The sequence below is a fragment of the Deltaproteobacteria bacterium genome, from assembly GCA_005879795.1.
Lineage (GTDB): Bacteria > Desulfobacterota > Binatia > DP-6 > DP-6 > DP-6.
On sequence record VBKJ01000107.1, the window covers coordinates 1 to 15,207 of the forward strand.

9 protein-coding genes are annotated in these 15,207 nt (G+C 71.7%); 6 read left to right on the plus strand and 3 right to left on the minus strand.

Features of this window, described 5'->3' with window-relative positions; translation table 11 throughout:
• The 4 genes from E6J59_05680 to E6J59_05695 all read left to right on the plus strand — a co-directional run.
• A partial coding sequence (locus tag E6J59_05680) for a hypothetical protein (protein ID TMB21505.1) occupies positions 1 to 1,980 on the plus strand: 1,980 nt, incomplete at its 5' end.
• Positions 1,981 to 2,053: 73 nt separating this feature from the next.
• The gene (locus E6J59_05685) at positions 2,054 to 2,764 is read left to right on the plus strand and encodes an iron-containing redox enzyme family protein (protein ID TMB21506.1); all 711 of its coding nucleotides are present in this window, start codon (positions 2,054 to 2,056) and stop codon (positions 2,762 to 2,764) included.
• Positions 2,765 to 3,094: 330 nt separating this feature from the next.
• Positions 3,095 to 3,328 carry a hypothetical protein gene (locus tag E6J59_05690; GenBank protein TMB21507.1) on the plus strand — a complete coding sequence of 78 codons (234 nt, stop codon included), beginning with the start codon at positions 3,095 to 3,097 and terminating at the stop codon, positions 3,326 to 3,328.
• Between the two features lie 1,188 nt (positions 3,329 to 4,516).
• On the plus strand, positions 4,517 to 6,157 hold the full coding sequence (locus E6J59_05695; protein TMB21508.1) for a hypothetical protein: 1,641 nt from the start codon (positions 4,517 to 4,519) through the stop codon (positions 6,155 to 6,157).
• Between the two features lie 14 nt (positions 6,158 to 6,171).
• Here E6J59_05695 and E6J59_05700 read toward each other — a convergent pair whose 3' ends face one another.
• Positions 6,172 to 8,490: a DNA polymerase II gene (locus E6J59_05700; GenBank protein TMB21509.1), complete on the minus strand. Its 2,319-nt coding sequence runs from the start codon at positions 8,488 to 8,490 to the stop codon at positions 6,172 to 6,174.
• A 50-nt stretch (positions 8,491 to 8,540) separates the two neighbouring features.
• Between E6J59_05700 and E6J59_05705 the strand changes: the two genes are divergently transcribed.
• On the plus strand, positions 8,541 to 9,950 hold the full coding sequence (locus E6J59_05705; protein ID TMB21510.1) for an amidase: 1,410 nt from the start codon (positions 8,541 to 8,543) through the stop codon (positions 9,948 to 9,950).
• Complete coding sequence (locus tag E6J59_05710) at positions 9,947 to 12,232, plus strand: glycoside hydrolase family 31 protein (GenBank protein TMB21511.1); 2,286 nt, start codon at positions 9,947 to 9,949, stop codon at positions 12,230 to 12,232. The genes E6J59_05705 and E6J59_05710 overlap by 4 nt, the downstream gene beginning before the upstream one ends.
• On the opposite strand, the gene amrS is transcribed toward E6J59_05710, so the two are convergent.
• Positions 12,075 to 13,154, minus strand: a complete 1,080-nt coding sequence (gene amrS / locus E6J59_05715; protein TMB21512.1) for an AmmeMemoRadiSam system radical SAM enzyme — start codon at positions 13,152 to 13,154, stop codon at positions 12,075 to 12,077. The two genes, E6J59_05710 and amrS, sit on opposite strands and share 158 nt — an antisense overlap.
• A gap of 349 nt (positions 13,155 to 13,503) precedes the next feature.
• Entirely contained in the window at positions 13,504 to 13,749 is a 246-nt protein-coding gene (locus E6J59_05720) for a hypothetical protein (protein TMB21513.1), read from the minus strand.
• Positions 13,750 to 15,207 lie beyond the last annotated feature (1,458 nt).

A 15,207-nucleotide genomic window follows, 5' to 3' on the forward strand; every position in this document is an offset into this window, starting at 1 on the left:
CCCGCCGCGATGCCGGGCCGCAACGTCATCCAGTGGGACAAGGACGACTGCGCCGACCTGGGCCTCATCAAGGTCGACCTCCTCGGGCTCGGCATGCTCGCCGCACTCGAGGAGGCGATCCCGCTCGTGAAAGCGCACGAGGGCATCGACGTCGACCTCGCTCACCTCCCGCCCGACGACCCGCAGGTCTACGCGATGCTCCAGAAAGCCGACACGATCGGCGTCTTCCAGGTCGAGAGCCGCGCGCAGATGGCGACTCTTCCTCGCATGAGGCCCGAACGGTTCTATGATCTCGTCGTCGAGGTGGCGATCATCCGCCCGGGGCCGATCGTCGGGCAGATGGTGAACCCGTACTTGAAGCGCCGCGCCGGGCGCGAGCCCGTGCGCTACGCGCACCCCTCGCTCGAGCCCATCCTGGCGCGCACGCTCGGCGTGCCGCTCTTCCAGGAGCAGCTCCTGCGCATCGCCATGACGGTGGCGGGCTTCACCGGCGGTGAGGCCGAGGAGCTCCGCCGCGCCATGGGCTTCAAGCGCTCCGAGGCGCGCATGCGCGCGATCGAGGCGCGGCTCCGCGCCGGCATGGCGACGCGCGGGATCACCGGCGCCGCGCAGGACGAGATCGTCCGGCAGATCACGTCGTTCGCGCTCTACGGGTTCCCGGAGTGCGTCGGGGGTGACACGCGCGTGATCGACGCCGATAACGGGCGCGCCGTCAGAATCGAGGACGTCGTAGCGGGGCGTGCACAGCTCGCGACCACCCTCGCCTGCGACAGCGACCTCCAGCTACGTCCGCGGCGCGTGCTCGAGGCGCGCGCGAGCGGAAAGCGAATGGTTTACCGCCTCCGCACTGCGCTCGGTCGGGAAATCACCGCGACCGCTGAGCATCCATTTCTCACGGTCAGCGGCTGGTGCAAGCTTGGAGAGCTTCGGGAAGGCGCCCACGTCGCAACGGCGCGGATGCTATCCCATATCTACTGGGACCGGGTGACGAGCATCGAGCCAGTCGGAGTCCGCGAAACCTACGATCTTCGAGTCGACGAGGACCACAACTTCCTGGCCAACGATTTCGTCGTCCACAACTCCCACGCCGCGAGCTTCGCGCTCATCGCCTACGCATCGGCGTACCTGAAGGCGCATCACCCAGCGGCCTTCGCGTGCGCGCTGCTCAACGCGTGGCCGATGGGTTTCTACCACCCGGCCACGGTAGTGAAGGACGCGCAGCGCCACGGGGTCCAGGTGCGGCCGATCGACGTCACGCGGTCGGACTGGAAGTGCACGCTCGAGGACGGAGCGATCCGCCTCGGCCTCCGTTACGTCCTCGGGCTGCGCGCGGAGGCGGCCGCGCGCCTGGTCGCGGCGCGGCCGTTCGGCTCGGTCACCGAGGCCGCGCAGCGCGGCGGGCTCACGCGGAGCGAGATCGAGACGCTCGCGCACGCGGGCGCGTTCGCCGCCCTCGGTCTCGCCCGGCGCGAGGCGCTCTGGCAGGCGGCGGCCGTCGAGCGCGACCCGGCGAGCCTCCTCGCGCGCGTGCGCCCGCCGCGCGCGGGCGCGCCGCTCCCGCCCATGACGCCCTTCGAGGAGACGGCGGCCGACTACGCGGCGACGCAGCTCACCGCCGGCCCGCACGTGATGGTGCACCTCCGCGAGGGGCTGCGTGCGGCCGGGGTGCGCGCGGCGCGCGAGCTCGACCAGGTGCCGCACGGCGCCTGGGTGCGCGTCGCCGGCCACGTCATCGTCCGCCAGCGTCCGGGCACCGCCAGGGGCATGTGCTTCCTGACGCTCGAGGACGAGACCGGGACGGCGAACGCCGTCGTGACCCCGCCCCTCTACGAGCGGGCGCGCGTCGTCATCAACACCTCGCCGCTGCTCGCGGTCGAGGGCCGCCTCGAGCGCGTGGACGGCGTCACGCACGTGCGCGCGGCGAGGTTCCGGCGAGTGGAGGCGCCCGCCGAGGTGCCCGAGAGCCACGACTACCGGTGACGGCCCCTTCCCCTCCACCCCGGCTCCCGACCAGTCTTGCCAGCGCGCCCCGGCCGGCGCTACTTAGGCTTCCATGGCGTTCATCACCGACCGGCCCCTCAGCGCGCGCGAGTTCCTGGACGAGTGCCTCGCCTTCAAGAAGGCCCATCCGGTGCAGAGCCGCTTCTTCTCGGTCTTCCTCGAGGGCAAGCTCACCCCCGAGCAGCTCCGCCTTTGGGCGAAGGACATGTACCACTACATCCAGCCCGCCATCCCCGCGCTGACGGCCTGGCTGGCCCACGCGCCCACCATCATCGAGCGCGACACCGCACGCCTGGTCGCCACCAACCTGGCCGGCGAGATGGGCTTCCTGCGCGAGGCCGACCACCGCGATCTCTATCTCAAATTCCTGGCGGGGCTCGGCATCGACGAGGCGGAGGCGCGAGACCATCTCCCCCTGCCCTCGACCATCGGCGCGGCCTCGGCCATCGGGTACTTCTGCCGCGCGTCCTTCGAGGAGGGTCTCGGGGCCTTCGGTCTCGGCGTCGAGCTGCAGGTGCCCGGCCGTCCGAACGGCGCCGAGGTGATCGTGAAGGCGCTCCGCCACTACGACATCCCGCGCGACGCGATGGAGTTCTACTTCGTCCACGTCGAGGCCGAGGAGGAGCACGGCGGCAACGCCGAGGCCGCTCTCGAGCCCTTTACGCGCACGCGCGAGCAGCAGGCGCTCGTCCGCCGCGCGTTCCAGTGGACGGTGCTCGCGCACCAGGGGATGCAGGCCGGGTTCGACGCCTACCTCGGCTGAGCGTCCAGCTGCGCGAGCGAGCGGCGCGGCGGGCACCCCAAACGGGGTTAGGTTCACAAGAGTCCCTCCCTCAGCCCCCTCCGAGCCTCTAAAGGTGCATTTTCGCGCCCGTAGCAGAGTGGATGATGGCAGGGTGCGTCCGCTGTCTCCCCAATCGTCGCGACGGAACTCACTACAATTCTCTCGCCCGCTTCGGGGATCTTGAGGATCCGATGGGATGGCAGGACGCCTGGAGTCTCCGCAAGGTCCATTCTCGGATGGAACGGCCGCGTCGGCCGGCGTCGTAACACTCAGTCTCAAATCTCACTCAGCGGATCGCAAGGAGGCGTCATGATCAATGAGAAGATGCAGCTCAGCTGCGCAGACATCGACGGCCAGGTCGCGTTCGAGCTCCCGGAGCGGGAGACGCTCGCGCTCGTCACGGTCGTCATCACCAACCTGTTGAACAACAACTCGGTTGACATCTCGGTGAGAAATAACAGCATCGCCGTGCAGGTATGCGCCGCGGTGTCCGCCATAAACACACTCGGCGGCATCAGCCTCTCCTGCCAGATCAGACAGTAGTCAGGCAGTAGTGCAGCGCCGCCGGCGCGGACGTTCCATCCCCGCGTGCGGTTCGCGTAAAGGAAGTGAGATGCCTCTTGCCTATCCGGTATACGCGCCGTCGATGAGCGAAGAGCGCCCGGCGCTTGCTGCCGGGGTGCAACTCGTCGGCGAGCTGAAAGACTCCGGGTTCGCGGAACAGCAGTGGCTCGTCCAGCGCGACCAGCGCTTTGTCCAAGTGACGGAGCTCCTCTATCGGGTCTTGGAACAGTGCGACGGGGAACGGACCGTCGATGAGATCGCGGACCGGCTGACGGAGTCCACGCGCTGGGCCGTGAACCGAGAGCACGTCCGTCAGATGCTCGACGCCAAGCTGATTCCGCTCGGCCTGATCGCTGGCGCCGCGGGCAGCGCGAGTCTGCCGCCCCCGGCCTCCCCCCGGTCCCTGCTGTCGATGGGCTGGCGCGTGACGATCTTCGGGCAGCGGGCGCTCGAGCCCATCGCCCGCACGCTCCAAGTCTTCTACGCTCCGTTCCTGCTCGTGCCCTTACTCGTGTCCGTGGTGGCCGCCCAAGTCTGGCTCTACGCGGCCGGCGGCGTCGTGGCGAGCGCGCAGCACACGCTCTACACCCCCGGCGCGCTCCTCCTGGTGGTAGGGCTGCTGATCGCGGGTGCCGTGTTTCACGAGTTCGGGCACGCGGCCGCACTCCGCTACGGGGGTGGAACGCCGCGCTCGATCGGCGCGGGCCTCTACATTCTCTACCCGGCCTTCTTCACCGACGTTACCGACGGCTATCGGCTCGGCCGCTGGGCGCGTGTCCGAACCGACCTCGGCGGCGTCTACTTCCACTTGATCTTCGCGTCGGTGCTTGTCGCAGCCTACGCCGCCAGCCGCCAACCGCTGCTGCCATTCGCGGTGCTCCTGATCCAGGTGGAGGTGGTCCGCCAGCTTCTACCGTTCGTGCGGCTCGACGGCTACTGGCTGCTTGCCGACCTGGCAGGGATTCCGGATTTCTTCTCGCAGACCGGACCGGTCATGAACCGCATGACAGCCGCAGCCCTGAAGCCTTGGGCCAGGACCTGCCTCCTCGCGTACCTGGCCGTGACAATCCCGTTGCTCGTCGTACTGTTCGTGCTGATCGTGCTGGGGCTTCCCCACTTGCTCCTGATGTCCTGGACCGCGATGCAACGCCAGGTAGCCGTCTTCGCATGGGCGGTCGACTCCCGCGACGTGCTGGCAGTCGCCGCGGTCGCGACGCAGCTTGCTATTCTGGCCGCGGTGCCGGTGGCGACGACCTTGCTGGTGTTTGGTGCTGCGCGCGCCAGTGTGGCGGCCGTTGCCCGGCGGTTCCGTCGCAGTTACTCGCGGGGTCGGTAGAAGCAGCTCCTTGGTTGACACCGCCCGCGGCCGGGTGCGAGCCTCGCGAGTCGATGGAACGCGATAGCGACGTCGTGATCGTCGGCGCGGCGCTCGCGGGGCTGGTCGCGGGCGCCATCCTCACCCGCCGCGGCAAGCGGGTCGTCATATTGGACCACGCCGACACGGTGGGCGGGCGCGGCGGCGCGGTCGAGCGCCCCGGCGGCTGGTGGATCGACTTCGGCCACCGCGACGGCCACGACGTCGGCGACTGCCAGGTGGTGTGGCATCACGGCGCCGAGGCGGCGCGCGAGGCGGGCGTCGAGATCGCGCTCCGTCCCGTCGAGGCGCCGCTCCGGCTGCACCGCTTCCCCGAGGGGACGGTGCTCGAGGGCGGGGCGTGGGGGCCGGAGGCGTTCCTCGCCACCGCGCGCGATTTCTTCGAGTGCCCCGCCGACGCCGTGGATGAGCTGGCGGCGACCGTCCGCCGCCTCGCCGCCGCCACCCCCGCGGAGGTCGAGGCCGCGATCCCCGAGCGCCTGGAGGCGTGGCTCCCGGCGCACGTCCGTCACGCCGGCGCCCGGCGGGCGCTCCTCCTGATGGCGACCGTCATCTTCCACCCGCACCCCGAGGAGGCCTCGGTCGGGCGGCTCATGGAGTTCCTCCAGCGGCCGAGGAGCGGGCCCTTCGTTCCCGACGACGACGAGGCGGGCGGCATGCAGGGGCTCATGGAGCCGTGGGCGCGGGCGATCCGCGCGCGCGGCGGCGAGATCGCGCTCGGCTGGAAGCCGGTCGAGATCGTGGTCGAGGGCGGCGCCGTGCGCGGCGCGGTCGCGGTCGACCGGACAAACCTGGTGTGCGAGGTGCGCGCGCCGGCCGTGATCACGACCTATCCCGTGTGGGAGAACTTCGAGCTGATCGACGAGCGGCTCTTTCCCCCGGACTTCGTCGCGGCCGCCCGCGAGCTCCGCAGCCACCGCGCCGACCTGATCGGCTGGCAGGCCGGCCTCCGCCGGCTGCCGACCATCCGCGCCGGCGGCCGCCCCGAGCACCACGCCGGGTGGAACCGGCTCCTCTGGGGACCCGAGCGCGTCTACCGCGGCGGCTGGCAGATCACCTCGATGACGAGCCGGCGCGCCGCGCCGCCCGGGAAGCACCTCCTCTCGCTGGTGATGGCGCGCTTCTTCCGCGGCGGCCCGACGGCGGGGCAGCCGTGGAGCGCGGCGCGCGCCCAGCTCGACCAGGCGATCGCCTACCTCCGGCGCTTCTACGCGGACCTCGACGGCTGCCTCGAGTGGAGCGCCTACCAGTACGTCGCTGCGCCGCAGACGATGAGCTGGGCGTGGGCGCCGGTCCGGCGCCACGCGCTCACCGTGCCGACGATCCGCGGCCTCTTCCTCGCCGGCTCGACCCTCGAGGCACCGGCGGCGATCGTCGACCTCGGAGCGTACGCGGGGCTCGAAGCCGCACGCGGCGTGCTGGCGGGCGGCTGACCGGCGCCGCTACGTCACGAGAACAGCGTGAGCTGCCGCCGCGCCCCCGTGATGCCGTCGAAGTCGGGCCCGCCGAGGCAGCGCAGCACCGCGTCGGCGATCGGCCGGAGCTGCTGCGTGACGTAGTGGTCGTAGTCGGGCGGGGCGGTCGTCTCGCCCACCGCCTCGGGCCCCGAGCGGGTCATGACGTAGGTGACGATGCGGCCCGCCCCCCCGGCCTGCTTGCGCGCCGCCTTCACGTGCGGCGGCGTCGTCTTCGTGTAGTCGGCGAGCGGCTTGCGGATCGCCTTCCGGTAGGCGAGCTCGGCGTCGAAGCGCCCGGCACGGAGGTCGGCCACGAAGCCGCGGACGAAGCCGGCGACCGCCCGGTCGTGGAAGACCAGGTCGAGGAGCTCACGCTGGAAGCGGCGCGCCACTCCGCTCCAGTCGCGGCGCACGGCCTCCAGGCCCACGAACTCGATCTCCTCCCCGGACTCCCTCACGACCAGTCCCGCGTACCGCTTCTTGCTTCCCATCGCGCCGCCGCGCACCTCGGGCATGAAGAAGCGCGCGTAGACCTTCTCGAACTCGAGCTCGAGGTGGCTCGTGCAGCCGAACTCGCGCGCGACCGCCTCGCCGACGGCCCCGCCGATCACCGCGCGCAGCTCCTCGCCGCGCGCCGCGGCCCGCTCGGTGTCGGGCTCGCCGAGGTCGACGAAGAGCGAGTCGGTGTCGCCGTAGATGACGCGGTGGCCCGCGTCCGCGACGGCCGCGGCCGCGAGCCGGATCACGTGCTGCCCGGCGGTGGTGATCGCGTTCGCGACCGCGGGTGAGAAGAGGCGGGAGGCGGGCGAGCCGAGCACGCCGAAGAGGGAGTTCATCAATATCTTGGTCGCCTGCGCCGCGATCGCGTTGCCCGCCGCCCGGGCGCGGGCGCGCTCCAGCCCCAGGCGCGCCACCAGCTCGGGGAGGATGCCCGGCTCGTCGCGCCGGAAGGCCGCGCCGCCGGGCGTGCGGACGACCGGCTCGGCCGCGGGGGACGCCACGTAGGTGAGCGGGTCGATGTTGAAGGTGCGGATGATGCTCGGGTAGAGGCTCTTGAAGTCGAAGACGAGGATGTTGCGGTAGAGCCCGGGGCGCGAGTCGAGCACGAGACCGCCCACGATGCCCGCCCCGGCGCTCTCCACCGCGCGCACCGAGGGCGCGACCCGCCCCCGCGCGCGCAGCGCCCGCAGGTAGAGCGAGTCGACCGACGCGATCGCCGCGCCGACGCGGTCGAGCTGCATCCCGGTCGAGAGGCTCCGCTCGACCGCCAGCTCGACGAGGCGCGTGTGCGCGAGGATCTCGAGCACGAGCCGCGCGTCCTCGAGGTTGTAGGCGGCGAGGCGCGCCGGGTCGTCGCGGTAGGCGGCCTCGATCTCGGCCCCGCGGTGCTCGGAGGTGAAGAGCTTTCGCTTGCCGATCAGCAGCTTTGCGGCGGTGTCGAGGCGGTAGTCCTCGAGCCGGATGAAGGCGCTGCGCAGGAGCGCGAGCCCATCCAGCACCACGCGCCCGCACAGCACCGCGCGCGACTCGCGCGTGAAGTTCTGGTCGCGGCGGATGTCGAGCTCGTCGTCGGTGCGGCCGAGGGCGCAGCGCAGCCCGGCGCGCCGGCAGGCGCGCTGGAGGACGGCCAGGTCGAAGTCGCACACGTTCCAGCCGGTCAGCACGTCGGGGTCGACGCGGCGCACGTGGGCGAGGAAGCGCTCGAGGAGCGCGCGCTCGTCGGGCACCGCCTCGGCGCCCGCGACCTCCCGCCGCGCGATCATGAGGACGCGCTCGCCGCCCGCGCCCGCCATGGCGAGCGAGTAGAGCCGGCGCCCATCGAGGCTCGTCTCGACGTCGAGCGAGAGCACCCGGAGCCGCGGCGCGAACTCCGCCGGCGCGAGCGTGGGGTTGCGGTAGACGCGCCCCACGCCCGGGCGGCGCTCGAAGCCGCCCGCGACCGCGAAGGCGCCGCGGATGCCCCGGTCGATGAGGTAGCGATACGCAAAGCGGAGGTCGGCCTCGAGGCAGTCGACGCCCCCCTCGCCGAGGCGGGTGCGCACGCCCGGCACGTCGCCGGGGAGCGCCACCTCGACGCGCACCACGGGCTCGCCGCCGAGCGTCGAGAGCTCGCTCGGGACGACGCGCACGCCGGGGGCCAGGCGCCGTACGGCCGCCTCGTCGGCGGCGCGCACGAAAAAGTACGGCGCGAGCCGATCGTCGATGATCACCGCCGGCTCGCCGCCCTCGAGGACCGAATGGAGGTGCACCTCCGGCACGCCGGCGGCGATCCGGTAGGTGGGCGTCAAGATGAAGCCACGCTCGGGCATGCTCTCTCATCTTGCCCGTGCCGCCGGGCGCGTACTAGAGTGCCGCGCTCATGGCCGATCGGGCCCTGCTTCGCCTCTCCCTGGCCGAGGCCGCGGACCGGATCCGCCGCCGCGCCCTCTCGCCGGTCGAGCTGACCGAGGCCGTGCTCGCGCAGATCGACGCGCTCGACCCGACCCTCAACGCCTTCACCACGCTCGCGCCGCGCGAGCAGGTGCTCGGGGCCGCGCGTGCCGCCGAGCGCGAGATCGCCGCCGGCACGTACCGCGGCCTGCTGCACGGCATCCCGGTCAGCGTGAAGGACCTGATCGACACGGCGGGGCTGCGGACGACCTATGGCTCGGGGATGTTCCGCGACCACGTGCCGGAGAGGGACGGCGGCGTGCCCGAGCGGCTCCGCGCCGCGGGGGCCATCATCACGGGCAAGAGCGCGTCGCACGAGCTCGGCCAGGGCATGACCACCAACAACTACTTCTTCGGCCCGACCCGGAACCCCTGGAACCTCGAGCACGTGCCCGGCGGGTCGAGCGGCGGGGCGGGCGCCGCCGCCGCGGCGCTCATGGGCCCGCTCCACATCGGCACCGACGGCGGCGGCTCGATCCGCTTCCCCGCCGCGTTCTGCGGCGTCACCGGGCTCAAGCCGACCCTCGGCCTCATCACGAACCGCGGCCAGTTCGGCGGCGCCGGCACGTCGTTCTCGGTTCCCGGCCCCGTGACACGCAGCGTGCGCGACGCGGCGCTCGCGGCGCAGGCGCTCGCCGGCTTCGATCCCGAGTACCTCTACTCGCGCCCGGAGCCGGTGCCCGACCTGGTCGGCGGGCTCGAGGGCGGCGTGCGCGGGCTCCGCGTCGGCACGAGCGCCGATCTCCTCGTCCCGGCGCCCGAGCCCGCGGTGCGCGCGGCGTACGAGGCGACGCTCGGGCGGCTGGAGGGTCTCGGCGCCCGGCTCGTCGCGGTGCGCATGCCGCACCACGAGCTCGTCTTCCGCACCACCATGGCGCTCTTCGCCATCGAGGGCGGCGTCGGGCTGGACGCGATCATCGGCGACCGGCCCCGCGTCTTCGGCCCCCAGGTCCAGCGCGTCCAGTCGCTCATGCGCCTGCCCGACGTGCCGACCTGCGTGCGCACCCAGCAGGGTCGCCAGCTCGTCACACGCGACTACCAGGCCGCGTTCTGCGAGGTGGACGTGCTGGTGGCGCCGGTCGCGCCCATGCCCGCGCCCCGCATCGACGCCGACGAGATCGCCTTCTCGCCCGTCTGCGGCCCGTACTGCGGCGCCGCGAACCTGGCCGGCATCCCGTCGGTGCCGCTCCCCGCCGGGACGAGCGGCGGGCTCCCGATTGCGGTGCAGATCATCGCCCCCGCCGGCGCCGACGCGCTCGCGCTGCGGGTCGCGTACGCGCTCGAGCAGGCGGCGCCCGAGCACCGCGTGCAGGTGCCGCCGCTCGCGGCGCGGGCGTGAGGCGCATCCCCGTCCTGCTGGCGCTCGTCTCGCTCGCGGCGCCGGCAGGGGCCGCGGTCGCCGAGGTGGAGCGTCACGGCGCGCGCCTGCGCCTCACGACCGCCGCGGCGGCCGCGGAGGTGGCCCTCGCGCGCTACCGCCTGCGCGTCCTCGCACACGGCCGGCTCCTGACCGCCGAGCACCCCGCGGGCGGCGTCTTCTACGAGCGCGCCGGCGGGGCGCACCGCCTCGGCCGCGTGCGTGCGACGGCGCCGCGCGAGGACGGCGTGGTGCTCACCGTGGACACGGACGAGGGCGCGCCCGCCACGGTCACGCTCGCCTGGCTCACGCCGCGCACGCTCGAGGTGACGATGGAGCCGCCGGAGCCGGCCACGCTCGCCGCCGTCGGCGACCGCTGGCGCTCGCCGCGGAGCGAGGCCATCTACGGGCTCACCGAGCGCCTGCGCGACTCGCCGCCCATCGCCGACGGCGTGGTCGACATCCCGACGGACGACGCGAAGCCCCCGCAGGTGGGCTCGCTCGACCGGCGCGGCGAGACGGTCGCGATGTACGTGCGCCCGACGTTCTCGCTCTACGCGCCCTTCTACCAGAGCTCGCGCGGCTACGGGCTCGCGGTCGCGGGGACGACGGTGGGCCTCTTCGACGTGGCCAAGTCGGACCCGCGCGCGCTCGCCTTCCGCTTCGAGACCGGCGTGACGCCCGAGAGCCGGCGGCTCCGCTTCCACGTCTTCGTCGGGCCCGAGCACGCGACCATCCTGGACGAGTACACGCGTCTCACCGGCCGGCCCTTCGTGCCGCCCGCGTGGGCCTTCCTCCACTGGCGCTGGCGCGACACGCTCGATGTCGGGCCGCCCGCGCTCCTCGACGGCGTCGCGATGAACGCCGAGGTCGTCGACGACGTCACCATGTACGAGGCCCTCGGCATCCCGCCCGGTGTCTACCACTTCGACCGACCGGTGCTGGTGGGCGAGTACGGCTTCGCGCGCTGGGCGTGGGACGAGACGCGGCTCCCGAACCCCGACGCGATGCTCGCCGCGCTCCGCCGGCGCGGCTACCGCATCATGACCTGGAGCGCGACCTGGCAGTGCGGCGCCGAGCCCGGCGACAACGGCCTCGAGGCACAGGGGCTGGGCTTCCTCGCCCCCGGCCCGGTCGCCCCCCCGCACTGCGCCGACATCGGCGGCACGAGCTTCATCCTCGACGTGACCAACCCCGCGGCGCGTGCCTGGTGGCGCGACCGGGTCGCCGCCTTCGTCCAGCGCTACGGCATCGACGGCATCAAGCTCGACCGGGGCGAGGAGCACATCCCGTCCGCCGCGACCGACGTCTGGGCCGATGGCCGCACGGGCCGCGAGGTGCACAACGCCTACCCGGACCTCCAGGCGCAGATCCACTACGACGCGCTCGCGGCCGTGCACCCCGACGGCGACTTCGTCCTCTTCTCGCGCCCCGGCTACACCGGAACGCAGCGCCTGACCGTCTTCTGGGGCGGCGACATCCCGGGGAGCGAGTCGTTCGGGGGCGGGCCGGGAACGGACCTCGGGCTCCGGAGCGCGCTCATCAGCCAGCTCCGCGCCGCGTTCCTGGGCGCGCCCATCTGGGGCTCCGACACCGGCGGCTACTACCAGTTCAAGGACCGCGAGGTCTTCGCGCGCTGGCTCGAGCTGAGCGCCTTCTCCGGCATCATGGAGATCGGCGGCACCGGCACGCACGCCCCCTGGGACATGCCGACCGAGCCGCGCTACGACCAGGAGATGATCGACATCTACCGGAGGTACACGCAGCTCCGCGTGACGCTCCACGACTACATCGTCGCCGCCGCACGGGAGGCTGGCGCGAGCGGCATGCCGATCGCCCGGCCGCTCGTGTTCCTCGATCGCAGGGACCGGAAGCTCCGCGACCTCTGGGATCAGTACCTCTTCGGCCCCGACCTCATGGTCGCACCGGTGTGGAAGGTGGGCGAGCGCCGGCGGCCCGTGTACTTCCCGCGCGGGAGGTGGCGCAGCTACTGGGATCCGACCGAGCGCTGGCGCGGGCGGCGGACGGTGATGGTCGACGCGCCGCTCGACACGATCCCGGTGTTCGTGCGCGGCGACGGGGAGGTGCCGGTGCCGGAGACGCCGCTCAGGCCAGCGACACTCCGAACCTGCCGCCCCCCGTCCGCCGCTCCCTCCCCGCGTGCCGCCCGGGATGGAACCGCCCCGGGATCGCCGTCCCGCAGTCGCTGCAGCGATCGCCGTCCATCCGGTAGCGCCCGATCGCGTGCCAGTCGCGCACGATGAGCGCCGCGCCGCAGCCGGGGCACCACGTCGTCTGCCCGTCGGCGTCGTGGACGTTGCCGACGTAGACGAAGCGGAGGCCGCGGGCGCGCGCGATGGCGCGGGCGCGGAGGAGGGTCACGGCGGGCGTGCGCACCCGGTCGAGCATCTTGAAGTCGGGGTGGAAGGCCGTGAAGTGGAGCGGCACGTCGGCGCCCAGGTGCTCGAGGATCCAGTCGCACTCGCGTCCGATCTCGTCGTCGCCGTCGTTCAGGCCCGGGATCAGCAGCGTCGTGACCTCGGTCCACACCGCGGTCTCGCGCCGGAGCCATACGAGCGTGTCGAGCACGGGCTCGAGATGCCCGAAGGTGATGCGGTGGTAGAACTCCTCCGTGAACCCCTTCAGGTCCACGTTGGTCGCGTCCATGTGCTGGAAGACCTCGGCGCGCGCCTCGGGGGTCACGTAGCCGGCGGTCACGAAGACGTTCACCAGGCCGGCCGCGCGCGCCGCGCGCGCGATGTCGATCGCGAACTCGGCCCAGATGACCGGGTCGTTGTAGGTGTAGGCGATCCCCCGGCAGCCGGCGCGGAGAGCCAGCTCGACGATCTCCGCGGGCGTGGCGGTCTTGCTCGCGTGCTGGTCGATCTTCGCCTTGCTGATGTCCCAGTTCTGGCAGAACTTGCAGCCGAGGTTGCAGCCCGCCGTCCCGAAGGAGAGGACGCGCGCGCCGGGAAGGAAGTGGTTGAGCGGCTTCTTCTCGATGGGATCGACGGCGAAGCCGGTCGAGCGCCCGTAGCCCGCGCTCCACAGCTGTCCGCCCCGATTCTGGCGGATGTAGCAGAAGCCCGCCTGCCCCTCGCCGATGAGACAGTAGCGCGGGCAGAGCGTGCAGAGGAGCTTGCCGCGCTCGCCGGGGTGCCACCAGCGCGCGGGGTGGAGGTCCACGGCCCCAGGATAGCAGGTCGCCCGCGGAGCGCAGCCCGGGGGAGCGAGGTGCGCCGGACGCACGGGATCACGGCGAGGGTGATGTGGGGCGAGGACGGCGACCAGCAGCTCCGGATCGCGCGGTCGACCAGCTACGGTTGGATGCCTCTGACCGGCAGGTAGAATCGCCCCTCGCCGCTGATGGCCGCCCGGGTCGGAGTTCCTGCCTGTAGGGGAACGTCGAACACCCCGAAGAACGCACCCCGGACGTAGGCGCCGTCGAACGAGTCAATTCTCAAGTTCACGCCACTGTGGAGAATCGAGGTTCCCCCAGGACCAACCTCGAAAGTGGCGCTCGAACCCCACAGCTTCATGAAAGCGGGATCCCATTCTTGGTCCGGGCTTCGGCGTATCCGGCCGCCAGGCAGGGCGTCTCGAAGGGAGGCGTCGGAGCGGGCGGATCGATGACGCCGCAATCGAACACCACCTGCTTGAAGTTCCTGCGCGCGATCCTTCTTCCACGCGCCGTACGACACTCGCCGGCAGTGAAGACGACGCCGCCGCCGGCTTGGTAGAACCCGCCGATGCAGGGGGCATCTGCCTCGCCGGTACTCACGGCCTTGAACTTCTTCCCGTTGATGGTGGCGAAGACTCCGAACCCTGAGGGAGCGTTGCGGTTGTCACGTGGCGTACCTCCTCCGTGAGGGCCTCCACAGAGCTTCCTGCCTACGTGTGGCGGAGGGCGACACGCATCTTTGCGTACAAATGTCAAGAAAATGAAAAGAAGATGTCGGCGGAAGGAATGAGGAAACGGAGAAAAGGCCGTGTAAGAGCTTCCGGGTGATCGGACCCAGCCCGGGCGGCATCACCGGCAGGATCGGGTGGCTCCTCCGGACAGCGCACGTAAACTGAGACAGCGGTCGGTGACTTTTTCCCTTGACTTGACAGACGCCATGCTACGTTGCATAAGTCGCCGGCACAATTTCACCAGCCGAGGCTTCGAGTGGGGCGTCGGCAGAGAGGGTTATCTAGTTCGGATCGGAGACTTCTGACAGCCGCGCCCTGCCTCCCGCCCCTTTTGCGCCCCGCGGTCGTGCCGTCGCCGCTCTCCCCGAGAACTCGAACACCTTCACGCATGGTCCGGGGATGTTGGCGACGACAATCGGCTTGGCATGCTGCTCCTGCGCTTGCCGTTCAGCGACACCATCCCCCAGTGCTTGGTCCTGACCACCTCTGGAGACTTGTGGGCGACTTCTCGGCGATCTGCGTGGGCATGAATCGCGCGAACGTCGATCGGCAGGTCGTCCGTCGTGCAGTGCGCCTGTTCGTTGGGGACGTGCCGCGCGGCTCCGGCAGTTGGCTCGCTGGGCGATCGAGGGCGTGCGTCGGGCCCTCGATCACCTCCCGCCGAGTGTCGCCTCCTGCCTCGAGTTCGGCGGGCGGCCTCCGCCGAGGCCCTTCCCGCCCTCGGCGGCCGGCTCCACGAGCACGCCCAGGCTGCCGTACAGGAGGAAGGGGTGATGCCATGATGCACACTCGCGGAGAGGCGGGACCTCCAGCCGCCGTCTGGCGGATGCGCCAGTTGGTACTCCTGGGAATAGGCACCACCCTCCTGTGCTCCTCCGCCGACGCGGCATCCGGCAGCGCCATCATGACGCGCGCCAGGGCAGTGACTGCGGGGGTCAGCGACATCGAACTGTGGAATGTTACGAAAGTATACGGCAGCGGGGCAGGGCGGTGCCTCAGGAGTTGTTCACGTATTCGAGCATAACAAATCTCCCGCCCATCGGTCCTTGGCGCCGGCAGGCGTACCGCTCGCATACACGATCGTGGTGATCGACTCGCAGGTGGTCCTGGCGGCTGCGCTCGCCCTCGGCGTGCTTGCGACCGCGCTCTGCATCGGGGCGCTCCGCACGCGGCGCGCGCGGCGACGGATCAGGGCCGCATCGCCCGCGCCCCAGGCGGCGGTGCCGTACGCTGCGCTCAGAGGGGCACGATGGGTCAGGTCTACGACGAGGCGCTCCGCTGCGCCTACGCGCTCTCGACCGGCGACCTCGGCGACCTCCTGGTCGGC